Origin of the sequence: Methylopila sp. 73B, from assembly GCF_000526315.1 — a bacterium.
In the GTDB taxonomy this organism is placed as follows: Bacteria; Pseudomonadota; Alphaproteobacteria; order Rhizobiales; family Methylopilaceae; genus Methylopila.
Map to the genome: position 1 here is coordinate 1,063,969 of NZ_JAFV01000001.1, position 23,771 is coordinate 1,087,739.

The 23,771-nt window shown below is 69.5% G+C and carries 19 protein-coding genes; 15 read left to right on the forward strand and 4 right to left on the reverse strand.

The features are described 5' to 3' along the window. The first annotated feature begins 1 nt into the window (after window position 1). The 5 genes from gmk (at window position 2) to K244_RS0105225 (ending at window position 3,874) form a co-directional block, all read left to right on the forward strand. A complete protein-coding gene (gene gmk / locus K244_RS0105205; protein WP_036306259.1) occupies window positions 2-655 on the forward strand; it encodes a guanylate kinase in 654 nt (217 codons plus the stop codon). 136 nt (window positions 656-791) lie between these two features. After that, window positions 792-1,553 (forward strand): right-handed parallel beta-helix repeat-containing protein, encoded by a 762-nt coding sequence (locus K244_RS0105210; protein ID WP_020185193.1) that lies wholly within the window; start codon window positions 792-794, stop codon window positions 1,551-1,553. Window positions 1,554-1,788: 235 nt separating this feature from the next. Further along, window positions 1,789-2,211, forward strand: a complete 423-nt coding sequence (ndk, locus tag K244_RS0105215) for a nucleoside-diphosphate kinase (RefSeq protein WP_020185194.1) — start codon at window positions 1,789-1,791, stop codon at window positions 2,209-2,211. A gap of 98 nt (window positions 2,212-2,309) precedes the next feature. Continuing rightward, window positions 2,310-3,008: a TerC family protein gene (locus tag K244_RS0105220; RefSeq protein ID WP_020185195.1), complete on the forward strand. Its 699-nt coding sequence runs from the start codon at window positions 2,310-2,312 to the stop codon at window positions 3,006-3,008. A 98-nt stretch (window positions 3,009-3,106) separates the two neighbouring features. Further along, on the forward strand, window positions 3,107-3,874 hold the full coding sequence (locus K244_RS0105225) for a TerC family protein (RefSeq protein ID WP_020185196.1): 768 nt from the start codon (window positions 3,107-3,109) through the stop codon (window positions 3,872-3,874). Between the two features lie 163 nt (window positions 3,875-4,037). Here K244_RS0105225 and purN read toward each other — a convergent pair whose 3' ends face one another. Together purN and purM are read right to left on the reverse strand one after the other, a co-directional pair. After that, the gene (gene purN / locus K244_RS0105230) at window positions 4,038-4,685 is read right to left on the reverse strand and encodes a phosphoribosylglycinamide formyltransferase (RefSeq protein ID WP_020185197.1); all 648 of its coding nucleotides are present in this window, start codon (window positions 4,683-4,685) and stop codon (window positions 4,038-4,040) included. Continuing rightward, window positions 4,682-5,776, reverse strand: a complete 1,095-nt coding sequence (gene purM, locus K244_RS0105235; RefSeq protein WP_020185198.1) for a phosphoribosylformylglycinamidine cyclo-ligase — start codon at window positions 5,774-5,776, stop codon at window positions 4,682-4,684. The genes purN and purM overlap by 4 nt, the downstream gene beginning before the upstream one ends. Before the next feature lie 214 nt (window positions 5,777-5,990). On the opposite strand from purM, the gene K244_RS0105240 reads away from it, so the two are divergent. From K244_RS0105240 to ppx, 4 genes are all read left to right on the forward strand, one after another. Further along, window positions 5,991-7,166, forward strand: coding sequence for an AI-2E family transporter (locus K244_RS0105240; RefSeq protein WP_020185199.1), 1,176 nt, complete (start codon window positions 5,991-5,993; stop codon window positions 7,164-7,166). An 8-nt stretch (window positions 7,167-7,174) separates the two neighbouring features. Beyond that, window positions 7,175-7,858 carry a DnaA/Hda family protein gene (locus K244_RS0105245; protein WP_020185200.1) on the forward strand — a complete coding sequence of 228 codons (684 nt, stop codon included), beginning with the start codon at window positions 7,175-7,177 and terminating at the stop codon, window positions 7,856-7,858. Between the two features lie 104 nt (window positions 7,859-7,962). Further along, window positions 7,963-10,164: an RNA degradosome polyphosphate kinase gene (locus K244_RS0105250; RefSeq protein WP_020185201.1), complete on the forward strand. Its 2,202-nt coding sequence runs from the start codon at window positions 7,963-7,965 to the stop codon at window positions 10,162-10,164. 97 nt (window positions 10,165-10,261) lie between these two features. Beyond that, the gene (ppx, locus tag K244_RS0105255) at window positions 10,262-11,728 is read left to right on the forward strand and encodes an exopolyphosphatase (RefSeq protein ID WP_155931944.1); all 1,467 of its coding nucleotides are present in this window, start codon (window positions 10,262-10,264) and stop codon (window positions 11,726-11,728) included. 46 nt (window positions 11,729-11,774) lie between these two features. On the opposite strand, the gene rnd is transcribed toward ppx, so the two are convergent. Then, a complete protein-coding gene (gene rnd, locus K244_RS0105260) occupies window positions 11,775-13,025 on the reverse strand; it encodes a ribonuclease D (RefSeq protein ID WP_020185203.1) in 1,251 nt (416 codons plus the stop codon). A 136-nt stretch (window positions 13,026-13,161) separates the two neighbouring features. Between rnd and aspS the strand changes: the two genes are divergently transcribed. Further along, complete coding sequence (gene aspS / locus K244_RS0105265) at window positions 13,162-14,934, forward strand: aspartate--tRNA ligase (RefSeq protein WP_020185204.1); 1,773 nt, start codon at window positions 13,162-13,164, stop codon at window positions 14,932-14,934. A gap of 9 nt (window positions 14,935-14,943) precedes the next feature. Here aspS and K244_RS0105270 read toward each other — a convergent pair whose 3' ends face one another. Next, a complete protein-coding gene (locus K244_RS0105270) occupies window positions 14,944-16,926 on the reverse strand; it encodes a hypothetical protein (RefSeq protein WP_020185205.1) in 1,983 nt (660 codons plus the stop codon). A gap of 170 nt (window positions 16,927-17,096) precedes the next feature. Between K244_RS0105270 and K244_RS0105275 the strand changes: the two genes are divergently transcribed. The 5 genes from K244_RS0105275 (at window position 17,097) to K244_RS0105295 (ending at window position 23,738) form a co-directional block, all read left to right on the forward strand. Further along, the gene (locus K244_RS0105275) at window positions 17,097-17,837 is read left to right on the forward strand and encodes a hypothetical protein (RefSeq protein WP_020185206.1); all 741 of its coding nucleotides are present in this window, start codon (window positions 17,097-17,099) and stop codon (window positions 17,835-17,837) included. Between the two features lies 1 nt (window position 17,838). Continuing rightward, window positions 17,839-18,882: an ELM1/GtrOC1 family putative glycosyltransferase gene (locus K244_RS0105280; protein WP_020185207.1), complete on the forward strand. Its 1,044-nt coding sequence runs from the start codon at window positions 17,839-17,841 to the stop codon at window positions 18,880-18,882. 168 nt (window positions 18,883-19,050) lie between these two features. Then, window positions 19,051-21,357, forward strand: a complete 2,307-nt coding sequence (locus K244_RS0105285) for an NADP-dependent malic enzyme (protein ID WP_024816326.1) — start codon at window positions 19,051-19,053, stop codon at window positions 21,355-21,357. Window positions 21,358-21,447: 90 nt separating this feature from the next. Further along, window positions 21,448-23,085, forward strand: coding sequence for an EAL domain-containing protein (locus tag K244_RS0105290; RefSeq protein WP_051460079.1), 1,638 nt, complete (start codon window positions 21,448-21,450; stop codon window positions 23,083-23,085). 74 nt (window positions 23,086-23,159) lie between these two features. After that, on the forward strand, window positions 23,160-23,738 hold the full coding sequence (locus K244_RS0105295; protein ID WP_020185210.1) for a glutathione peroxidase: 579 nt from the start codon (window positions 23,160-23,162) through the stop codon (window positions 23,736-23,738). Window positions 23,739-23,771: the final 33 nt, after the last annotated feature.

Consider the following 23,771-nt stretch of genomic DNA (forward strand, 5'->3'; position numbering starts at 1 on the left):
CATGGCGCCTTTGGAGACCGGCCCCGCGCGCCGTGGAGTCCTGCTGATCCTGTCCTCTCCTTCCGGGGCCGGCAAGTCGACGCTCACCCGCGCGCTGCTCGACACCGACAAGGAGATCACGCTTTCCATCTCCGCCACGACACGGCCCAAGCGCGCGAGCGAGGCCGACGGCGTGCACTACCATTTCATCCGCCAGCGCGAGTTTGAGGCGATGCGCGACGAGGGCGAGTTGCTGGAGTGGGCCGAAGTCCACGGCAACTTCTACGGCACCCCGCGCGCGCCGGTGGAGGCCGCGCTGACCGAAGGGCGCGACGTGCTGTTCGACATCGACTGGCAGGGCGCCCAGCAGATCTGCGGCGCGATGCGCAGCGACGTGGCGACCGTGTTCGTGCTGCCGCCCTCCGCCAAGGAGCTCCGCTCGCGGCTCGAACGGCGCGCCGAGGACTCCGCGGAGGTGATCGACCGCCGCCTGCGCAACGCCGCCGTCGAGATCAACCATGTCGGCGAGTACGACTACGTGGTCGTGAACGCGGATTTCGAGGACTGCCTCAACAGGGTGCGCGCCATCCTTCAGGCCGAACGCATCCGCCGCGTCCGGCAGCCCCGGCTGATGGAAGAGGCGGCGCGGCTCGTGAACGACCTCGCCGCCGTCTGACCGACGCGGAAGAGACCGCGCGGTCCACTGGCGGCCGCCAGACCGTAAGACCTTTCTAAAGTCTAAGCGTCCGCCTGCTGTTCTTGCTTGGAATTCAGCCATAGTGCCCTCCGCATGACATGTCGGGGGACGTAGAATGTGCATTCGGGGAATTCTTCTGTTCGCGATCGTGGCGGCCGCCGCGGTCTTCCAGGCGCCGTCGGCCTTCGCGCAGGCGACGCGCACCTGGGTCTCCGGCGTCGGCGACGACGTCAATCCGTGCAGCCGCACGGCGCCGTGCAAGACCTTCGCAGGCGCGATCTCCAAAACGGCGGCGGGCGGCGAGATCAACACGCTCGATCCCGGCGGCTTCGGCGCCGTGACGATCACCAAGTCGATCAGCATCGTCTCGGTCCACAACGCCGGCGTTTTGCTGGCGGCCGGGAACGGGGTCACGGTCAACGCTCCCGCGGGATCGGAAGTCCTGCTCGAGGGGCTCGACATTGAAGGATTGGCCAACACGGCGAGCCCGGCCGGCGTCAACGGCGTGCGGATGATCGGAAGCGGCAGGCTCACGATCCGCAAATGCGCGATCCGGAACTTCAGCGACAACGCCGTCTTCGCGTCGGGCCTCGACGGAGCGCGCGTGGTGATCGACGAGTCGTTCCTGACGGGCAGCGCGGACGGCGTTCGGGTCGCCGCTGCGGCGGGGACCAATCAGGTCGCCGTGTCCCGGAGCCTGATCGAAGGCAACATTCGAGGCGTCACCGCGGTCGGCGACGGAAACGAGGTGACGCTGGCCGACAACATCCTTCGCAATGGGACCGACCTCGTCGTGAAGAGCGGCGCGACGGCCGTCTCATTCGGCGGCAACGTCATCGCGAGCGGCGCTCCCACGCAGACCGTCGCGCGCAAGTAACGCCGCCCGAACGCGCAAAGCCGCGATCGGCGGAACGAAACGGCGGGCCGGTGGTCCGCCGCAGTCGTTTCGGCCTCGAAAACGCACGAGCGCCGCTTGGTCTGGGCGCCGCAGACCCTTCCGCCGCCGCCCTCGTCACGTTATAAGCCCGCGCGTTTTCCGCAGTTTCTCGCGCGGCGGGCGGCCGGTTTCAGGCCGGGCTTGCGCGCATCCTTCCAGACCACGAGGCGATCCAATGGCTCTCGAGCGCACCTTCTCCATCATCAAGCCCGACGCGACCCGCCGCAACATCACTGGCAAGGTGCTGTCCTACATCGAGGCCGCGGGCCTGCGCGTCGTCGCCCAGAAGCGCCTGCAGCTCACCAAGGAGCAGGCCGAAGGCTTCTACGCGGTCCACAAGGAGCGGCCGTTCTTCAACGACCTCGTCAGCTTCATGATCTCCGGCCCGGTGGTGGTGCAGGTCCTCGAAGGCGAGAACGCCGTCGCGAAGTACCGCGACGTGATGGGCGCGACCAACCCCGCGAACGCCGCCGAGGGCACGATCCGCAAGGACCTCGCCGAGTCGATCGAGGCCAACTCGGTGCATGGCTCCGACGCGCCGGAGACCGCGAAGGAGGAGATCGCCTACTTCTTCAAGGACGAAGAAATCGTCGGCTGAGCCGACTTTCATCTTCCAGAATACGGCATGCCACGACTGGCGGCCGTGCGACCGGCGTGCGACAAAACGCGCCGGTCGTTTCTTTTGAGAGGCAGACGATGAATCTCGGCTCGGTGGACTGGCTCGCGCTGGGCGAGATCATCTGGATCAACGCCCTCCTGTCCGGCGACAACGCGGTCGTGATCGCCATGGCCTGCCGCGGGCTGCCGGGCGGCCAGCGCAAGATGGGGATGATCCTCGGGGCCGGCGTCGCGATCGCGCTCCGCATCCTGTTCACGGTCATCATCGTGGCGCTGCTCGGGGTGCCGTACCTCAAGATCGTCGGCGCGCTCGCACTGCTCTACATCGCGGTGGATCTGCTGACGCCCAACGACGAGGCCGAGGGCGACGTGAAGACGTCGGAGAGCCTGCTGCGCGCAGTCGGCACGATCGCTGTCGCAGATGTGGTCATGAGTCTCGATAATGTGATCGCGATCGCGGGCGTCGCCGGCGATCACTTCGGGCTTCTCATCGCCGGTCTTGTTATCTCGGTGCCGATGATCGTCGCCGGCAGCGCCGTCATCCTCGCGGTCATGGACCGGTTCCCGCTGATCGTGTGGGCCGGCGCCGCGCTTCTCGGCTTCGTCGCCGGCGAGATGCTGGTGGACGACGTCGCGTTGGTCGACCGTTTCGGCGGCGAGTACGTCCACAGCTGGGAGACGACGGCCGCCGTCACCTTGGCGGTCGTGGTGGTGGCGGTCGGATGGCTCGTCCGGCGGGCGAAGACCCGCAATGGCCGTCAGAGCGCGACGTCCTGAGGGACGCCGCGACAGGGGCGTGACCCGGAGGGGCCGCGCTCCGGGCTCGCCTTGAACGTCAAACGTGCGCCGCGAACGTGCGGCTTAGGGGGATGCGTATGGAATTCAATTTCGCGTTCGATCAGCCGACGTTCTGGATCTCGCTGCTGCAGATCATCTGGATCGATCTGCTGCTGTCGGGCGACAACGCGGTCGTCATCGCGCTCGCCTGCCGCAAGCTCCCGGCCGACCAACGCAAGCTCGGCATCCTGCTCGGCGCCGGCGCCGCGGTTGGATTGCGCATCATCTTCGCCTTCTTCATCACCTTCCTGCTGGGCGTGCCCTTCCTGAAGGTGGCGGGCGGCCTGCTGCTGTTCTGGATCGCGATCAAGCTCGCGACCGACGAGCAGGAGGATCACGCGGACGTCGAAGCGAGCGCCAACCTCTGGGGCGCGGTGCGCACCATCGCGATCGCCGACGCCGTGATGAGCCTCGACAACGTGGTCGCGATCGCCGCGGCGGCGAAGGGACATCCCGAGCTCTTCATCTTCGGCCTGCTGCTGACGATTCCGCTGATCATCGCGGGCTCGACCCTGCTCAGCGCCATTCTGCAGAAGTTCCCGATCCTGGTGTGGATCGGCGCGGCCCTGCTGGGCTGGATCGCCGGCGAGATGATCCTGGGCGACGTCGTCGTCATCAACTGGCTGAAGGGCTTCGACCCGTCGCTGCTGGTGCCCGATCCGGAACAGGACATTGGCGTCACGGCGGTGAAGTGGCTGCACTACGCCGCGGCCGCGGCCGGCGCGATCCTCGTGCTCGCCGTCGCCTTCGTGATCAAGCGCCGCCGTCACGCGACGGTGGAAGGCACGATCAAGGACGCCTCGTAGGGCCGGGCGCGAGGAGCCTCCGGGCTCCTCGCACTTTCCCCAACAGGTGAACCAGAGACGAGAACGGCCGGCGCTCACGCGCCGGCCGTTCTGCTTCGTACAGATGTCTGGGGCTATGCCGCGTGAGGCGCCGCTCGCTAGCGCCGAGATCGCTCTAAGACCCTCAGGGCCAGATCAGGGCCGTCGCGTTGGCGTCGTCCCCGGCGTCGACCCTCACGCGGTCGCCGTCGAGCCGGACGCGGCCCTGGGCCCAGAGCTTCAGCGCCCGGACGTAGAGCAGATGCTCCGCGGCGAGCACCCGGGCCGCAAGCGCGTCCTCGTCGTCCCCGTCGAGCACGGGCACCGCCGCCTGGGCGATGATCGGGCCGGAGTCCATCTCGGGCGTCACCACGTGCACGGTGCAGCCGTGGAGCTTCACCCCGGCGGCGAGCGCGCGGGCGTGGGTGTCGAGCCCCTTGAAGCTCGGCAGCAGGGCCGGGTGAATGTTGATCAGCCGTCCCGCCCAGCCCGCGATGAAGCCGTCGGTCAGGATGCGCATGAAGCCGGCGAGGCAGACGAGGTCCGGCGCGACCTCCCGCAGCGCGGCGTCGAGCGCGGCGTCGAAGGTCGCGCGGTCCGCGTAGGCCTTGTGATCGACGACCGCGGTCGCGATGCCGGCGCGCGCGGCGACCGCCAACGCTCCGGCGTTCGGACGGTTCGAGATCACGGCCACGACCTCAGCCGGAAATTCCGGCTCCGCGGCGGCGTCGATCAGGGCCGCCATGTTGGAGCCGCGGCCGGAGACCAGGACCGCGACGCGCAGCCGGCTCATGGCGTCGGCGCGTGCAACGCGAGCGCGCCGGTGAAGCGCACCGGATCGTCGGCGCGGGAGATCGTCACGATCTCGCCGATGCGGACCGGCGCTTCGCCTTCGGCCTTCAGCGCGGCCTCCACCGAAGCCGCCTCGTCGGCGCCGACAACGACGACCATGCCGACGCCGCAGTTGAACGTCCGCAGCATCTCGGGCTCGGCCACGCCGCCCGCGCTCGCGAGCCAGCTGAAGACCGGCGGGACCGCGATCGCCGAGAGGTCGATCTCGGCGCCCAGCCCATCCGGGAGCACGCGCGGAAGGTTGTCCGGCAGTCCGCCGCCGGTGATGTGCGCGAGCGCCTTGACGGCGTGGCCGGCCTTCAGGGCGGCGATCAGCGGGCGGACGTAGAGCTTGGTGGGCGTGAGCAGTGCGCGGCCGAGCGTCGTCTCGGGCGCGAACGGCGCCGGCGTGTCGAGGCCGAGCCCCGATTTCGCCACGATGCGGCGGACCAGCGAGTAACCGTTGGAGTGGACGCCGGAAGAGCCGAGGCCGAGCAGCACGTCGCCCGCCGTCACGTCGCGGCGCGGCAGCAGCTTGCCGCGCTCGGCCGCGCCCACGGCGAAGCCCGCGAGGTCGTAGTCGCCGTCGGCGTACATGCCCGGCATCTCGGCGGTCTCGCCGCCGACGAGCGCGCAGCCCGCCTCGATGCAGCCGGTGGCGATGCCCTTGACCACCTCGTAGGCCGTGTCGCCCGAGAGCTTGCCGCAGGCGAAGTAGTCCAGGAAGAACAGCGGTTCGGCGCCCTGGACCACCACGTCGTTGACCGACATGGCGACGAGGTCGATGCCGATGGTGTCGTGCAGGCCGGTCTCGATCGCGATCTTGAGCTTGGTGCCGACGCCGTCGTTGGCCGCGACCAGGATCGGGTCGACGTAGCCTGCGGCCTTCAGGTCGAACAGGCCGCCGAAGCCGCCGATCTCCGCGTCCGCTCCGGACCGCCGGGTCGCGCGCACGAGCGCCTTCAGCCGCTCCACCAGCGCGTTGCCGGCGTCGATGTCGACGCCCGCGTCCGCATAGGTCAGGCCGCCGCCGGTTTTCGTGCTCTCGGCCATGGATCTCAGCTCCGCGTCGCTTTGGGTCGACCCCTTAGACCGACGCCGGAATGCGCGCAACCGCGGGTCTGCTGGGACGGCGCCCAGTGGGCGTCTTGACCCTCGGGGCGGCGGGAGCATATTTCGCGACTGCGAAGGCGTTTCTGCGGGCGCGCAAACGCAAAGCCGGGCCCGACGCGGCCCTGGCCCCGGGGCCGTCAGCGAAAGTCGATCAATGACGTTGCAACGGCAGCTTCTGTTCTGGCTGGGGGCGCTCGCCGTCCTGGCGATTTTCCTGCTTCTGTTCTCCGGCATCCTCCTGCCCTTCGTGGCCGGCCTCGCGCTGGCCTATCTGCTCGATCCGATCGCGGACCGGCTGGAGCGGCTCGGCCTGCCCCGCATCGCCGCGACCGTGGTCATCCTGGCCTCGGTGCTGGTGCTGTTCGTCGCGGTCATCATGCTGGTCGCGCCGCTGCTGGGATCGCAGCTCGCGAGCTTCATCGAGCGCCTGCCGCAGACGGTGCAGAAGCTTCAGGAGCTGGTGTCGAGCCAGCCCTGGGTGGAGCGCATGGTGGGGCAGGGGATGGGCCAGTTGCGATCTTCGTTCGGCTCGTTCGTCAGCCAGGGCGTCAACTGGGCGACGTCGTTCCTCGCCTCGCTCTGGACCGGCGGCCAGGCGCTGATGTCGATCCTGAGCCTTCTCGTGGTCACCCCCGTCGTCGCCTTCTACATGCTCATCGACTGGGACCGCATGGTGGAGACGGTCGACAGCTGGACGCCGCTGCGGCACCGCGAGACGATCCGCCGGCTGGCGCGCGACATCGACGGCGGCGTCGCCGGCTTCGTGCGCGGCCAGGCGCTGGTGTGCCTGCTGCTCGGGACCTTCTACGCCATCGCCCTCAGCATGGTCGGGCTCAACTTCGGCCTGCTGATCGGCCTCGGCGCCGGTCTGATCGGGTTCATTCCGTACATCGGGTCGATCACCGGCCTGATCGTTTCGGTCACGGTCGCGATCGTCCAGTTCTGGCCGGACTGGACGATGGTCGCGCTCGTGCTCGGCATTTTCGTCTTCGGCCAGTTCGTGGAAGGCAACATCCTCCAGCCCCGCCTCGTCGGTCGATCGGTCGGCCTCCACCCGGTGTGGCTGATGTTCGCCCTCGTCGCCTTCGGCTACCTCTTCGGCTTCGTCGGCTTGCTCGTCGCGGTGCCGCTGGCCGCAGCCGTCGGCGTGCTCGTCCGGTTCGCGCTCGATCGCTACCTCGAAAGCCCGTTCTTTACGGGGGAGGAAGGTCCCGCGGTGCTTCCGGGAGGCCCCTCGGGCGCGAGCCTGTTCGGCCCGAAGTTCACCCCGGCGAAGCCGGCCGAGGCGATCGCGGCTCCGCCGCCCGCGCCCTCCGCGGACGTCGTCTGAGCCGCCGCATGGTTCGCGACGCGCCGCGTCAGATTCCGCTGTCGCTGCCCCACGTGGCGCGGTTCGGCGACGAGGATTTCCTTGTCGCCCCGCCGAACGCCGAGGCTCATGCGCTGGTGACGGGATGGCCGCGCTGGCCGGACCGGCTGCTGCTGCTCGTCGGCGGCCCCGGGGCCGGCAAGAGCCATCTCGGCGCGATCTGGGCGCGGGCGAGCGGCGCCGCGGTCACGCTGACGCCGGACGAAGCGATCGCCGCGCTCCGCTCGGGCGGGGACGAGCCGCGGGTGTTGCTCGACGGCGCCGAGGGCGCCGACGAAAACGCGCTGTTCCACGCCCTCAACCTCGCGCGGGAGCGCCGGGCGCACCTCCTCGTCACGGCGCGACGCGTCCCGACCGCGCTTTGGCCGAGGCTGCCGGACCTCGCCTCCCGCCTGCGCGCTCTGCCCGTCGCGCGGCTGCAGGTGCCGGACGACGCCACCATGAAGGCGGTGCTTGTGAAGCTGATCGACGATCGTCAGCTTGTAGTCGAGGCGGATGTGGTCGAATACGTCGCGCGCCATGCCGAGCGGTCGCTCGGCGCGCTCAGCGACCTCGTCGACGCCCTCGATCGGGAATCGCTCGCGCGGAGCAGGCCGGTCGGCCGGGGCCTCGCCGCGGACGTCCTCGCCCGCATGAGGCACCAGGAAGACTGAAGATGGACGTCGCCAAACCGTCACCCGTTCGTCGTATCCAACCGCGCCGCGCCCGGAAGCCTGCGCCTCCGCCGGCCGCGCCGACACCGACGGAGACTGAGCCGATGGCCGAGATCGCAAGCGTGCCGCCCCGGGCCGCAATCGCCGAAGCCAAGCTGGAGTCGGCGCCCGAGCCGGCCGCCTCGGATCGCCAGGGCGATCCCTCGCGCTTCGTGAATCGCGAGATCTCCTGGATCTGGTTCAACCGCCGCGTGCTGGAGGAGGCGTCGAACGCCTCGCATCCGCTGCTCGAGCAGCTCCGCTTCCTTTCGATCTCCGCGAACAACCTCGACGAGTTCTTCATGGTCCGCGTCGCCGGCCTCCGCGGCCAGCTTCGCTCGGGCCTGGTCGAGACCAGCCCCGACGGCCTGTCGGCGGCGGAGCAGCTGGTGAAGATCGGCGAGGTCGTTTCCTCGCTCGCCCGCGACCAGCAGATCCGCTGGCTGGAGCTTCGGACCCAGCTGGAGGCCTCCGGCATCTTTCTGCTCGAGGCCTCGGCGCTGTCGCGGACGGAGCGGGTCTGGATCGAGGACTACTTCCTCAACTACGTCTTCCCGGTCCTGACCCCGCTCGCGGTCGACCCGGCGCATCCCTTCCCGTTCATTCCCAACCTCGGCCTCACCATCGCGCTGCAGCTCGCCCGCCAGCGCGACGCCCGGCCGCTGAACGCCCTGATCCGCATCCCCGCGCGAATCGACCGCGCCATCCGCCTCCCGGAGAGTGAGCCCGGCGTCACCCGGTTCATCGGGCTGGAGCAGGTGATCGGCCTGTTCATCGGGCGCCTGTTCCCGGGCTACGAGGTCAAGGCGCAGGCCGGCTTCCGGGTGATCCGCGACAGCGATCTCGAAGTGGAGGAGGAGGCGGAGGACCTCGTCCGGCTGTTCGAGAGCGCGCTGAAGCAGCGCCGGCGTGGGTCCGTGATCCGGCTGGAGATCGAGAACACCATGCCGCCGGAGCTGCGGGCCTTCGTGGTGGCCGCGCTCGGCGTGTCCGACGACGAGGTGTTTGTCGTCGATGGGGTGCTGGCGCTGGGGGACCTCAGCCAGATCGTCTCGATCGATCGGCCCGACCTCAAGTTCAAGGCCTACAACCCGCGCTTCCCCGAGCGCGTCCGCGACGCCGGCGGCGATTGCTTCGCCGCGATCCGCGAGAAGGACATCGTCGTCCACCACCCCTACGAGAGCTTCGACGTGGTGGTGCAGTTCCTGAACCAGGCGGCGCGCGACCCGAACGTGGTGGCGATCAAGCAGACGCTCTACCGCACCTCGTCCGACAGCCCGATCGTCAAGGCGCTCGCGGAGGCGGCCGAAGCCGGCAAGGTCGTCACGGCGCTGGTGGAGCTGAAGGCCCGCTTCGACGAGGAGGCCAACATCCGCTGGTCGCGCGATCTGGAGCGCGCCGGCGTGCAGGTCGTTTTCGGCTTCATCGAGCTGAAGACGCACTCCAAGCTGTCGCTGGTGGTGCGCCGCGAGGGCGGCGGGCTCACGACCTACTGCCACGTGGGCACGGGCAACTACCACCCGATCACCGCGCGCATCTACACCGACCTGTCGTTCTTCACGGCCGATCCGGTGATCGGACGCGACGTCGGGCGGCTGTTCAATTTCATCACGGGCTACGCCGAGCCCGCGGAGCTCGAGCGCATGGCGGCCTCGCCGCACACCCTGCGCAAGCGCTTCCTCGGCCACGTCAAGGAGGAGATCGCCCATGCGAAGGCGGGCCGTCCCGCCGCGATCTGGGTGAAGTGCAACAGTCTCGTCGACCCGGAGATCATCGACGCGCTCTACGACGCGAGCCGCGCCGGCGTGCAGGTCGACTGCGTGGTCCGCGGCATGTGCTCGCTGAGGCCTGGCGTCCCGGGGCTGTCCGAGAACATTCGGGTGAAGTCGATCGTCGGCCGGTTCCTCGAACACAGCCGCATCTACGCCTTCGGCGCCGGCTTCGGCTTGCCGTCGCCTCAGGCGCACGTCTACATCTCCTCGGCCGACCTGATGCAGCGCAACCTCGACCGCCGCGTCGAAGCCATGCTGCCGATCCTCAATCCGACCGTGCACGAGCAGGTGCTCGACCAGATCATGGTCGCGAACCTCAAGGACAACCAACAGAGCTGGGCGCTGTTGCCGGACGGGACGTCGCGCCGCATCGTGCCCGTGGAGGGCGAAGAGCCCTTCAACGCGCACCAATACTTCATGACCAATCCGAGCCTTTCGGGACGAGGGAAATCCGTGAAGACAAGCTCACCGAGACGGTTGGCCAAGCGTGGCTGAGGCTTCGCTCGCCCCGACGGACGTCGTCGACGCCGGACGCAAGGCTCCGGCCCCCAAGCGCGCCCTGCCGCCGGGGCGTCTGCCGTGCGGCGCGCCGGTGGCGATCATCGACATCGGATCGAACTCGGTCCGTCTTGTGGTCTACGAGGGCCTCACCCGCGCCCCGACCGCTCTGTTCAACGAGAAGGAGCTGTGCGCGCTCGGCCGCTCCGTCGCGGTCACCGGCAAGCTGTCGGACGCCAGCATGGCGAAAGCGCTGGCGGCCCTGAGGCGGTTTCGCGCGCTGAGCGACGGCATGGGCGTCGAGCGGCTCTACGTGTTGGCGACCGCCGCCGCGCGCGACGCCGAGAACGGCGCGGCCTTCATCGCCGAAGCCGAAAACATTTGCGGCGTGAAGGTCGGCTTGCTGTCGGGCAAGCGCGAGGCGGAGCTGTCGGCGCTCGGCGTCGTCTCCGGCGTCTACCGGCCGAACGGCGTGGTGGGCGACCTCGGCGGCGGCAGCCTGGAGCTCGTCAACATCTCCAAGACGAAGGTCGGCGAGGGCTCCACCCACCCGCTCGGCGGCCTGCGGCTGCAGGACGCCTCCGAGCGCTCGATCAAGAAGGCCGACCGGCTGGTCCGCGACGCGCTCGAAGGCGTCGCGGCGCTCGGTAAGCTGAAAGGCCGGACGTTCTACGCCGTCGGCGGCACCTGGCGCGCGCTCGCCCACATGCACATGGTGCAGAAGAACTACCCGCTGCACGTCCTCCACGGCTACACCATCCCGGCCAAGGAGGCGTTGGAGTTCTGCCGCCTCGTGCGCCGCGTCGATCCCGAGACGCTGCCGGGCGTCTCGACCGTATCGTCCGAGCGTCGCCCGCTGCTCGCCTATGGCGCGCTGGTGCTCGAGCACATCATCCGTATCGGCAAGCCGAACGAGGTCATCATGTCCGCGCTCGGCGTCCGCGAAGGGCTGCTGTTCGAGCTGCTGGACGACGACGGCCGGCGCCAGGATCCACTGATCAGCACCGCGGTCGATCTTGGGTATCTCCGCTCGCGCGCGCCCCGGCACGGGTTCGATCTGGTGGACTGGACCGACCGCCTGTTCCGCAGCGTGGATCTCGACGAGGAGGCCGAGGAGAAGCGCTGGCGGCACGCCGCCTGCCATCTCGCCGACATCGCCTGGCGCGCGCATCCCGACTATCGCGGCCAGCAGAGCCTCGAGACCATCGCCCATGCCGCGCTGACGGGGCTTGACCATCCCGGCCGCGCCTTCATCGCGCTGGCGGTCTACTACCGCCACATGGGCCTGCTCGATGACGAGTCGAGCCCGCGCATCCGCGAGATCGCCTCCACGCGCATCCTCGACCGGGCCCGCATCCTCGGCGGCGCGATGCGGGTGGGCTACCTCGTGTCGGCCTCGGTGCCGGACGTGCTGCCCCGCGCCCCGCTCACCATGCGCAAGGGCGTCCTTACGCTCCGGCTGCCGGCTGAACTCGGCGACCTTGCCAGCGACCGCCTGCGGAACCGCCTGGCCAAGCTCGGCAAGATGCTGGGACGGCCGACCGCGATCATCGAGATCTGAACCGCTATCCCATTCGTGTCCCGGCCTTGAGCCGGGACCAGGCCGGTCAGTCGGCGACGACGGGCGCGCTCGCCGGCTCGGCGGCGCGTTCGCCCCGGCCGCCGCGGCGGCGGCGGGGCTGCGGGGCGGGCAAGGGACCATCCTCCGCCGGATCGCGCGCGAGCGTCACCACGCGTCCGCGCTCGACCGCGAGCGCAAGCTCGCCGGCCTTCAGCTGGAGGGCCTTTTCGCCGAACAGCTCGCGACGCCAGCCGTGCAGGGCCGGCACCTCCGCCGCGTCGTCGGCGGCGATACGCTCGAGGTCGTCGCTGTTCGCGATGATCTTGGCGGCGACCGCGTTCTGCTCCGCGATCATGCGAAGCAGAACCTTCAGCAGCTCGACGGTCGCAGGGTTCGCGCCCGCCGCGCCGCGGTCGCGATCGATCTCCGGCAGGCTTGCGGGATCGAGCGCGAGCCCGCGCGCGACCGCCTCCAGAATTTCTTGGCCGGCTCGGGAACGTTCGTAGCCGCGCGGAAAGGTGCGCAGGCCGCCCAGCGCGTCGGCGGTCTTGGGCGCGCGGGTTGCGACCTCGAGCAGGGCGTCGTCCTTCAGCACCCGGGAGCGCGGGACGTCGCGGCCCTGCGCCTCCCGCTCGCGCCAAGCTGCGACCTCCATCAGCACGGCGAGGTCGCGCGGCTTCTTCACGCGCGACCGAAACCGCTGCCACGCCTCGTCCGGCTCGGCGCGGTAGGTCGCGGGGGAGGTGAGCACCTCCATCTCCTCGACCAGCCACTCCGTCCGGCCGCGTTTCACGAGATCGGCCGAGAGCTTGGCGTAGACCGTGCGGAGGTGCGTGACGTCGGCGATGGCGTAGGTGATCTGGTCGTCCGACAGCGGGCGACGGCTCCAGTCTGTGAAGCGCGAGGACTTGTCGAGCGTCACGCCGGTCGTCCGCTGCACCAGCTGGTCGTAGGACACGCTGTCGCCGAAGCCCAGCACCATGGCGGCGATCTGGGTGTCGAACACCGGGTGCGGCACGAGCCCGGCGAGATGATGGAAGATCTCGATGTCTTGCCGCCCGGCGTGGAACACCTTCAGCACGCTCTCGTTCGCCATCAGGTCGAACAGCGGCTGGAGGTCGAGGTCCGGCGCGAGCGCGTCGACCACGACTGGGCCTTCCGCGTCGGCGAGCTGCACGACGCAGAGTTTCGGCCAGAAGGTGGTTTCGCGCAGGAACTCGGTGTCGACCGTCACGAAAGGGGAGCGGGCGAAGCGGGCGCAGGCGGCGGCGAGGTCGGCGGTTGCAGTGATCATCATGTCGTCTTCGCATATAGCGGAGTCGATCGCCGGTGTCTCCGTGCTCGCGCCGACATCCTTGACAACATCGCCGCCTGCATGCCGTGGTCCCGCGGCTTTTCCGGCTGCGCGCCGAACGACCCGGGACGACATCACGATGCACCGCTACCGCACCCAAACCTGCGGCGAACTCCGCTCCGACCATGTCGGCGAGACCGTTCGCCTGTCCGGCTGGGTTCATCGCGTCCGCGACCACGGCGGCGTGCTGTTCATCGACCTGCGCGACCATTACGGCCTGACGCAGGTTGTCGTTGATCCCGACAGCGCGGCGTTCAAGCTCGCCGAGACCGTGCGCTCGGAATGGGTGATCCGCATCGACGGCGCGGTGCGCACCCGCCCCGCCGGCACCGAGAACGCCGAACTGCCGACCGGTCAGGTCGAGATCTACGCGAAGGAGATCGAGGTTCTGGGGCCCGCGGCCGAGCTGCCGCTGCCGGTGTTCGGCGACCAGGACTATCCGGAGGAGACGCGTCTCCGCTACCGCTTCCTCGATCTGCGCCGCGAGAAGCTGCACCGGAACATCATGACCCGCGGCGCGATCATCGACGCCATGCGGGCGAAGATGAAGGGGCAGGGCTTCTTCGAGTTCCAGACCCCGATCCTGACGGCGTCGAGCCCCGAAGGCGCGCGCGACTTCCTCGTGCCGAGCCGGATCCACCCCGGCACGTTCTACGCGCTGCCGCAGGCGCCGCAGCAGTACAAGCAGCTGATCATGATGAGCGGCTTCGACCGCTACTTCCAGATCGCGCCCTGCTTCCGCGACGAGGACCCGCGCGCCGACCGCCTGCCCGGCGAGTTCTACCAGCTCGACCTCGAGATGAGCTTCGTCGAGCAGGAGGACGTGTTCGCGGCCGTGGAGCCGGTGATCACCGGCGTGTTCGAGGACTTCGCCAACGGCAAGCCGGTGACGAAGAACTGGCCGCGCATCCCCTACGCCGAGTCTCTCGCCAAGTACGGCACCGACAAGCCGGACCTGCGCAACCCGCTCGTCATGCAGGACGTGTCGGAGCACTTCCGCGGATCGGGCTTCAAGGTCTTCGCGCGCATGCTGGAGACCGAGACCAACCGCGTGTGGGCCATTCCCGGCCCCTCGGGGGGCAGCCGCGCGTTCTGCGACCGCATGAACTCGTGGGCCCAGTCGGAAGGCCAGCCCGGCCTCGGCTACGTCATGTGGCGAGAGGGCGGCGAGGGCGCCGGCCCGATCGCGAACAACATCGGTCCGGAGCGCACCGCGGCGATCCGCGAGCAGCTCGGCCTCAAGGAGGGCGACGCCGCCTTCTTCGTGGCGGGCGACCCCGCGACCTTCGTTCGGTTCGCGGGCCTCGCGCGCACCAAGGTCGGCGAGGACCTGAAGCTCGTCGACCACGACCGGTTCGAGCTCGCCTGGATCGTCGACTTCCCGATGTACGAGTGGAACGAAGACGAGAAGAAGGTCGACTTCTCCCACAACCCCTTCTCCATGCCGCAGGGCGGCCTCGACGCGCTCAAGGGGCAGGACCCGCTCACCATCAAGGCGTTCCAGTACGACATCGCCTGCAACGGCTACGAGATCGCCTCCGGGGGCATCCGCAACCACCGCCCGGAGGCGATGGTGAAGGCCTTCGAGATCGCGGGCTACGGCGAGGAGACGGTGGTCGAGCGCTTCGGCGGCATGTACCGCGCGTTCCAGTACGGCGCGCCGCCGCATGGCGGCATGGCGGCCGGCGTGGACCGCATCGTGATGCTGCTCACGGGCTCGACCAACCTGCGCGAGATCTCGATCTTCCCGATGAACCAGCGCGCCGAGGATCTGCTGATGGGCGCGCCGACGCCGGCGACCCCCCAGCAGCTCAAGGAGCTGCACCTTCGCCCGGCGCTGCCGAAGGCGTGACCGCCCCGGTCATCCGTCGCGGGTGACGATCGTCAGGTCGAGCGCCTGGGCGAGGCCGACGGGGCCAAGCCCGATCAGGCCCAGGACCCGAAGCAGGCGCGTGTCGGCGCCCTTCGGGGTAATCGCCACGTCGAGCGCGCCGCCCTTGCGGATGAACAGCCCGAGCGCGCGCCCCGAGGCGTCGGCCGAGGGGCCGAGGATCTCGGCCACCGTCTGCTCGACCTGCTGCGCCAGATCCTCGCGGTAGACGTCGGGCGGGCGCCCGACGCGGTCGGCGGCGTAGGCGAGCGCGGCGGCGAGACCGCCGTGGTCCACGACCTTCAGCGCGAAGGGTTCGACCGTCACCTCGGACAGCTTCTCGATCAATTCGCCGCCGCGCTCCACCGCGACCTTGGGATCGACGTTGACCAGCGAGCCGGTGAGTCTCACGTCGGCGACGCCCGGAGCGTCGTAGGCGAGCTGCTCCAGCTTCAGGATCTGCGTTGTGGCGTCGAGGGAGACGTCGGCGGCGAAGCTCAGGTTAATCTCCTCCACTCCGGCGTCCTGCAGATAGCGCCCGACGCGCCACCGCGGCGGCAAGGGCGCCTGCAGATGCTCGACGGCGAGGCTGATGTGGTTGGGCAGCGCCGCGGCGACGTCGCCGCGTTGACCGGTGCGCAGCTTGCCCGCCCGGACGGCGTAGCCGTTGCGGACGATCTCCACGGTCGCCAGTTCGGCCGAGGCCGCGCGCGGCGTCAGCCCCATCATCTTCTCCGCCGGCGGCGTGCTCGTGAGCAGGATCTTGTCGTCGCCGACCTCCTGGGCGTAGGCGAGCAGCCCGGTGGCGTCGAAATCCGTGACCGCCCCGCTTCCGGCCGCCGCCGAGGCCTCCGTGGTCTCGGCGCGGAAGGCCTCGAACCGCAGCTGGCCGACCCGACCGTCCGCGACGGCCGTGGCCTCGACCAGTCCGGCCGAGGCGCTGCGGGGACCCTCGACGTCGAACGACAGCGTGGCGTCGTTGGCGGCGGCGCGCCCAATCGCGACGGCGCGCACGCTGTCGACGGCCATCAGCATCAGCTGGCGGACCTCGGCGGGCGTCAACGGCTCGTCCGAGCGGGCCTTGTTGGCGAGCTGGTCGATGGCCTGGGTCGGGAAGGCGAGGGGCCGGAGAGCGAGGTCTTCGAGCGTCAGGCGCCCGACGGTCGCGTTCACCAACCCGTAAGAAGCGGTAGGCGCCCGCAGCGAAACGCCCTGGACCTCGGCCCGCGCCACGGCGATCTCGCGCTCGCCCTGGCCGTCGCCGGCCTCGAAGCGCATCAGCGTCGGCAGGCTGACGCCCTCAAGCGTGGCTGCGCCGAGGCTGAGCGCGTTGGTCGCGTCCGCGCTGGCGCCGGGCGGCGGGCGCATCGAAAGCCCGACGCTCTCGATCGTGGCCCGGCTGACGACTCCGTTGGCGGCGGGACCCAGCACGACGTTGCGGATCGTGCGCGTCGCCTTGAGGTCGGCGTTGACGCTTGTCATCTCGGGCACGCGCCCGCTGCGGATCGACACCTGGGCGATCATGTCCGCCTGGGTGCGGGCGGCGCGACCGACGCGGGGCGGGCTGACGAGGCCCTGGGCCGGGCCCTCGTAGCCGGCGACCTCGATCGTCGGGATGGTGAGCGTCTCGTTTGCGAGCGTGACGGAGACGTTCTCGAGGAGGATGGAGTCCGCCACCATGCGGTCCTCCCGGCCGCCCGGGCGCTGGATCGTGACCCGGCCGATCTGGATCTTTGCGCCGTCGGCGCCCGGGGAATCCACCGCGATGTCGGTCACGACGAGCGACTGCCGGAACAGGTCGTAATCGACCGCGCCGCGGCTCGCGACGGCCGTGTTCAGCCGACGGATCCGCTCCAGCGCCCTGTCCACCTCCGAGGCGGCGAAGCGGTTCGCGACCGCAGGCGCCAAAGCGAGACCGATGAACGTCAGGCCAAGCGCGAGCGCGACCCCGATGATTCCATACCGCTTCTTCATGCGCGCGGACGATCTCCCTTTCGACGACGCGCTCGCGCGCCCGACGCTTAGCGCTCGCACGCACGGTCCAGTTCCGTCCTGCGCGCGACGACCGCTCGGCTTGAAAGCCGGCCCCGTTCGCGGGCATGGTGCCGCCGCTCCAACGTCGTCCCAGACCCGAGGCCGCCCCCATGACGCAAACGTTCATCTGCATCCGCTGGGGCAGCATGTACGGGGCGGATTACGTCAACAAGCTCTATGCGATGATCGCGCGCAACACGCGCCGGCCGTTCCGACTGGTTTGCTACACCAACGACGCTGCAGGGTTCCGGCCTGAGGTGGAAAGCTATCCACTGCCGCCGATCGACATGCCGCCGAGCCACATGTGGAAGTCGTGGCGCAAGGTCTCGCTTTGGGCGCGAGAACTCGAAGGGATCTCTGGCCGGGTGCTGTTCCTCGACCTCGACGTCGTGATCACCGGCGACCTCGATCCCTTTTTCGACCACGCGCCCGAGGCGGACTTCATCGTGGCCGAGAACTGGACGCAGATGGGGCAGGGGATCGGCAACACCTCGGTCTACCGGTTCGAGGTCGGGGCCTATTCCGAGATCTACGACGCCTTCATGAAAGATCCGGCGGGTACGATCGCCAGCCACCCGAACAGCCAGACCTACATCTCGCGCACGATCGGCGAGCGGAAGCGTTACTGGCCCGCCCCGTGGTGCGTCAGCTTCAAGCACACCCTGATCCCGAGCTGGCCCCTGAACTTCGTGAAGACGCCCGAGCTGCCTGCGGATGCCAAGGTGATCTGCTTCACCGGCCGCCCCAATCCAGACGAGGCGCGCGACGGTCGTTGGCCCGCCCCGCCGCTCAAGCGGATCTACAAATACGTCCGCCCCACGCCATGGATCGCGGCCAACTGGCGCGAGTGACATGAGCGGGCTGCTCGGGCGCCCCTTGCGCGCGCTCGCGCTGTCGGACGGCGTCGCGGGCCACGACCGCATCACGCTCGGCGTGCTGACGGCGATCACGCGTCGTCGGCCGGTGGAGGCGCGACGGCTCGCGCTTCGCGCGCTGGGCGGCGGCTCGCGCCGCTGGGAGCGGCTGCAGGCGCGCCTCATGCCGTTCGACCGATTCTGGCCTGGCCGTTTCGACGCGCTCGACGAGCGCGAGGGGACCGTCGCGCAGCTCGCCTCGGAGCGATTCGACGTCGTGGTCGCCACAGGCCCGTCGATCTCGGCCGCGGCCATCGCGCTGGCGCGGGCGACCGGCGCGCGCTCGATCTATTTCGGGTTCCCCAAGCTGCCGTTCGTGGCCGAGTTCGACGTGCTGCTGCGGCCGGACCCTGCGCGCGTCCGGTTCAGCCAGGGCGTCGTGGTGCTGCGGCCCAGCGAAATCGATCCTGACGGCCTTCCGCCGGCGCGCAAGGGGGCGGAGCGGCGCAAAGCGGCGCTGCTGCTCGGCGGCGCGACCAAGCATCACACGCTTTCGGAGGCGGACTTCGCGCAGTTGGAAGCCTTGGTCCGCGGACTGGTCGACGAGGGCCTGGAGGTTGTCGTCTCGAACTCGCGCCGCACGCCGGCGAGCGGCTTCGACCGCTTCGTCGCAGCGCTGAAGCCCGCGGGCGATGCGGTGCGGATCATCGACTTCCGCAGCGCCGGACTGATGTCGAACCTCGACGCCTTCGCGGCCGACGCCGTCATCGTGACGGCGGACTCGATGTCGATGGTCGCGGAGGCGATCGCGGCGCGGCGGCCGACGGTCGTGGCGCGCCCGGACGGCTACCGGGTGCCCGGCCGCGACGCCGCGGAGCTCGCGGTTCATGTCCGCCGGGGGCTCGCCTTCGACGCCAGTCTGTTGGATCTCGCCCGCATGGGTTGGACCCACCGCCTCGACCGGCTGTCCATCCTGACCGAGCATCCGCTCGATCGTCTCGCCGACGTGATCGAGCGCGCGTTTCACACCCGGCCATCATGAGATCGTCTCAGTCATGACGTCGAAGTCCGGGTCTGGCGAACCGCCAGCCGGACGGCGCGGCCCGCGCTGGGCGGCCTCCTTCAGTTGAGGGTGGCCATTTTGAAAAACTGTGCGAAAAGGCCGCATTAGACGTCCGACCTAGAGAGCGGCCGCGGAGGGGATCGATCAATGTCCAGCAATATGTCCGACGATCTGCGGAGCGGCGCGCTCGTTTACCATCGCGGCTCCGCGGCGACGGGCGCCCGACCGGGCAAGATCGAGATCCAGGCGACCAAGCCTCTGGGCAACCAGCGCGACCTTGCGCTCGCCTATTCGCCGGGCGTCGCGGCGGCGTGCGACGCCATTGCGGAAGATCCGGACCAGGCCGCCGAACTGACCGTTCGGCAGAACCTCGTCGCCGTGCTGTCCAACGGCACAGCCGTGCTCGGGCTTGGCGACATCGGCCCGCTCGCCAGCAAGCCGGTGATGGAAGGCAAGGCCGTCCTGTTCAAGAAGTTCGCCGGCATCGACGTGTTCGACATCGAGGTGGCCGAGAAGGACGCGAGCCGGCTGGTCGAGGTGATCTGCGCGCTCGAGCCGACCTTCGGCGGCATCAACCTCGAGGACATCAAGGCTCCGGAGTGCTTCGAGGTCGAGGAAGCCTGCAAGAAGCGCATGGGCATCCCGGTCTTCCACGACGACCAGCACGGCACCGCCATCATCGTCGCGGCCGCGATCACCAATGGCCTCGAACTCGCCGGCAAGAACATCGCCGACGTCAAGATCGTCACCTCCGGCGCCGGCGCCGCGGCGATCGCCTGCCTCAACCTGCTCGTGACCCTCGGCGCGAAGCGCGAGAACATCTGGGTCACCGACATCGAGGGCGTGGCGTACCTCGGCCGCGAGACCCTGATGGACCGCTGGAAGGCGGTCTACGCCCAGGACACGGACAAGCGGACGCTCGCCGAGGTCATCGACGGCGCCGACGTGTTCCTCGGGCTCTCCGCTGGCGGCGTGCTGAAGCCGGAGATGGTCGCGCGGATGGCCGAGAAGCCGATGATCCTCGCGCTCGCCAACCCGAATCCCGAGATCATGCCGGACGTCGCCCGCGAGGCGAGCCCCGGCGCCATGATCTGCACCGGGCGCTCGGACTTCCCGAACCAGGTCAACAACGTCCTGTGCTTCCCCTACATCTTCCGCGGCGCGCTCGACGTGGCGGCGACCGAGATCAACGAGGAGATGAAGGCCGCCGCGGTCCGCGCCATCGCGGCCCTCGCGCGCGAGCCGTCCTCCGACGTGGTCGCCAAGGCCTATGGCGGCGAGACCCGTCTGTTCGGCCCCGAGTCGCTGATCCCGAGCCCGTTCGACCCGCGCCTGATCCTGCGCATCGCGCCCGCCGTCGCCCGCGCGGCGATGGAGAGCGGCGTCGCGCGCCGGCCGATCGCCGACTTCCGGGCCTATGAAGACCAGCTCAACCGCTTCGTGTTCCGCTCCGGCTTCGTGATGAAGCCGGTGTTCGCGGCGGCGAAGGCCGCGCCCAAGCGGGTGATCTACGCCGACGGCGAGGACGAGCGCGCGCTGCGCGCCGCCGAGGTGTCGCTGGAGGAAGGCATCGCGACACCGATCCTGATCGGCCGTCCCCACGTCATCGAGGTCCGCGCCAAGCGCTGGGGCCTCACCCTGAAGCCGGGCGACGTCGAGGTCATCAACCCCGAGGACGATCCGCGCTACCGGGACTATGTCTCGCTCTATCTTGAGCGCGCGGGCCGCAGCGGCGTGACCCCGGACCTCGCGCGCACGGTGGTGCGCACGAACTCGACCGCGATCGCGGCTCTCGCGGTGATCCGCGGCGACGCCGACGCGATGATCTGCGGCCTGGAAGGGCGCTTTCACGATCATCTCGACCTGATCGACCAGGTGATCGGCCGTAAGCCGGGAGCGCCGGATTACTCCACCCTGTCGCTGCTCATCACCGCCCGCGGCGTCTACTTCCTCACGGACACCTACGTGACGGCGGAGCCGGACGCCCGCAGCATCGCCGAGAGCGCGATCCACGGCGCGAAGAGCGTCGAGCGCTTCGGGATCACGCCGAAGATCGCGCTGCTGTCGCATGCGAGCTTCGGCTCCCACGACACGCCCTCGGCGCGGAAGATGCGGGACGCGCTCGCGATCATCCGCAAGGCCGCCCCGCACCTGGAAGTGGACGGCGAGATGATGGCGGACGTCGCGCTCTCGCCCGTGCTTCGGGAACGGCTGCTGCCGAGCTCGACGCTGTCCGGCGAAGCCAACCTTCTGGTGTTCCCGAACCTCGACGCCGCCAACATCAGCGCCCAGCTGATCAAGGCCGTGGCGGACGCGCTCCCTGTCGGCCCGATCCTGGTCGGCGCCGATCGTCCGGCGCACATCCTCACGCCGTCGGTCACGGCCCGCGGCGTGGTCAACATGACGGCGCTCGCCGTGGTCGAAGCCCAGGTGGGCGAAAGCGCGGCGGATTAGCCGTGCATTAAGCAAGAAAGCGCAGTCTCGCGAAGCTTGCGCGCTCCGCCGTTCCTGGTCGCAGCGGCGGGCTCTGGGGCTAGACGTTTGGTGCGGGACGAAGGGGGCTCCTGGAGGAACACGCTGCTGATCGGGATCGCCCTCGCTGCGATCCCGATCATCGGCGTCAATGTCCTGCTCGGCTTCAATCTGATCACCGGCACCCAGCGCGACGTGGACTATGTCGCGGGCGAGGTCCTCGCGCTCTCCGAATCGCGGCTCGACGACGCCGCCACGGCGCTCATCGGCGTCGGCCTCAAGGACGTGGGCGACTGCTCGCGGACGGTGGTCGATCTCCTCCAGAAGGCCGAGCAGCGGGCGAGCTTCATCGCGGAGATCGCCGTCGTCGACAGGTCCGGCGGGGCGATCTGCGCCGCGAACGGGCAGCCGCGCGTCGTCCGCCGCACCTCCCCCGAACACGACACGCTCAGCCTCAACGTTACGCTCGCCACAGTCTCGATCGGCGAGTCGGGCGTCTCGCAGCTCATCCGGCTGACCTGGGCGAACGACGGGCCGGCCTCCGTCCGCGTGCTGATTCCCGGCGAGCGTCTCTTCCCGCATTTCCTGAAAAGCCGGCTGACCGCGGCGTTCATCGCCCAGCTCACGACCGTCGACGGCACGGCCGTCGCCCGGCGCTCGCTCGTCGAGGACGTGGCCGAGGAGCGGTCGTCGCGCCTGCCGTCGGTGGTCTCCAGCGCGGCCTCGCAACGCTACCCGTTCAAGGTCGATATCGAGGTGCCGGGCAGCGCGCTGCTTCGGGCCAACGCCGGGCTGTTCTTCTACGCCAACATCGGCGGCGGCGTGTTCGCGATCGTGGTGGCGTTCGGCGTCTACCTCTTCCGTCGGCGCATGGGCGGCCCGGTGCGCGAGATCGCCGACGGCATCCGCGACGGCGAGTTCGTGCCGTACTACCAGCCGGTGATCGACATCACGACGGGCAAGCTCGCGGGCTGCGAGGTGCTGGTCCGCTGGCGCCGCCGGAACGGGACGATGATCCCCCCCGGCCGGTTCATCGCGCTCGCAGAGGCGAGCGGCGAGATCTTCCCGATGACGCTCGCCCTCATGGAGGCCGCCCGCGACGAACTCGCGGACGCTTACGCGCGCCTGCCGCAGCTCAAGGTCGGCTTCAATCTCTTCGCCGGCCATTTCGACGACTCCGACATCGTCGACGACGTTCAGCGCATCTTCGAAGGTTCGCCGATCCGCATGAACCAGCTGATGTTCGAGGTGACCGAGCGCCAGCCCCTGAACGACATCCCGCGCGCTCGGCTCGTCATCGCCAAGCTGCAGGCGCTTGGCGTCCGGGTGGCGCTGGACGACGTCGGCACGGGTCACGGCGGCCTGTCCTACCTGCTGAAGCTCGGCGTCGACGTCATGAAGATGGACAAGATGTTCGTCGACGCCGTCGGGACGGACCGCTACTCGATCGCGATCGTCGACAGCATGGTGAAGCTCGCGAACGACATGAGCCTCGAGCTCATCGCGGAGGGCGTGGAGAGTTTCGAGCAGCTCGAATACCTGCGCGCGAAGGGCGTCCGCATGGCGCAGGGCTACGTGTTCGCGCCGCCGCTCCCGGGCGCCATGTTCCTGCAGCTCGTGGCGGCGATGAACCCCGAGGCGATGAAGAAGCCGGCCAGGACCCCGGGCAGCTTCGGCGTCGGGCCGCTGCGGATGATGAACGCGCGTTGATCGCCGCGCGCGACTGATCCAGCTTCGCATCGGGCGCGAATCTCGAGAGCACGCCCCCCGCGGAGGATCGACCGATGCCGTCCATGATCGCGCATTTCGCCGGAGCGCTTGTCGCCCTTGCCGTGTGCCTGCCCGCCGCGGACGCCGCCGAACGCAGCGAAACCACCGCGGCCGCCTTCGCCTTCGACGGGCTGGAGGGCGGAAAAATCCGGCTCGCGAGCTACGTCGGCAAGCCGGTCCTCGTGGTCAACACCGCCTCCCGCTGCGGGTTCGCCGGGCAGTTGGGCGACCTCGGAGAGCTCTGGACGCGCTACCGCGACCGAGGCCTCGCCGTCATCGCGGTGCCGAGCGACGACTTCCGCCAGGAGCCCGGCGACGCGGCGACGATCCGCAGCTCAGCCGAGAGCCACCACGCGACCTTTCCGTTCGCAGCCAAGCAGCACGTGACGGGCGACGACGCGCACCCGTTCTATCGCTGGACCGCGCGCTCGTCGCCGGACGCCGCCCCGCGCTGGAACTTTCACAAATATCTGATCGGAGCCGACGGCGGCGTCGTCGCGAGCTTCGGACCCTCGACCCGGCCGACCGATCCGAAGGTCGTGGCCGCCATCGAACGAGAGCTGAACGCGGCGGGCGCGGTCTCCGTTCGCTGATCCGCGAAACGTCGGCTGCGATAGCCTTGACCT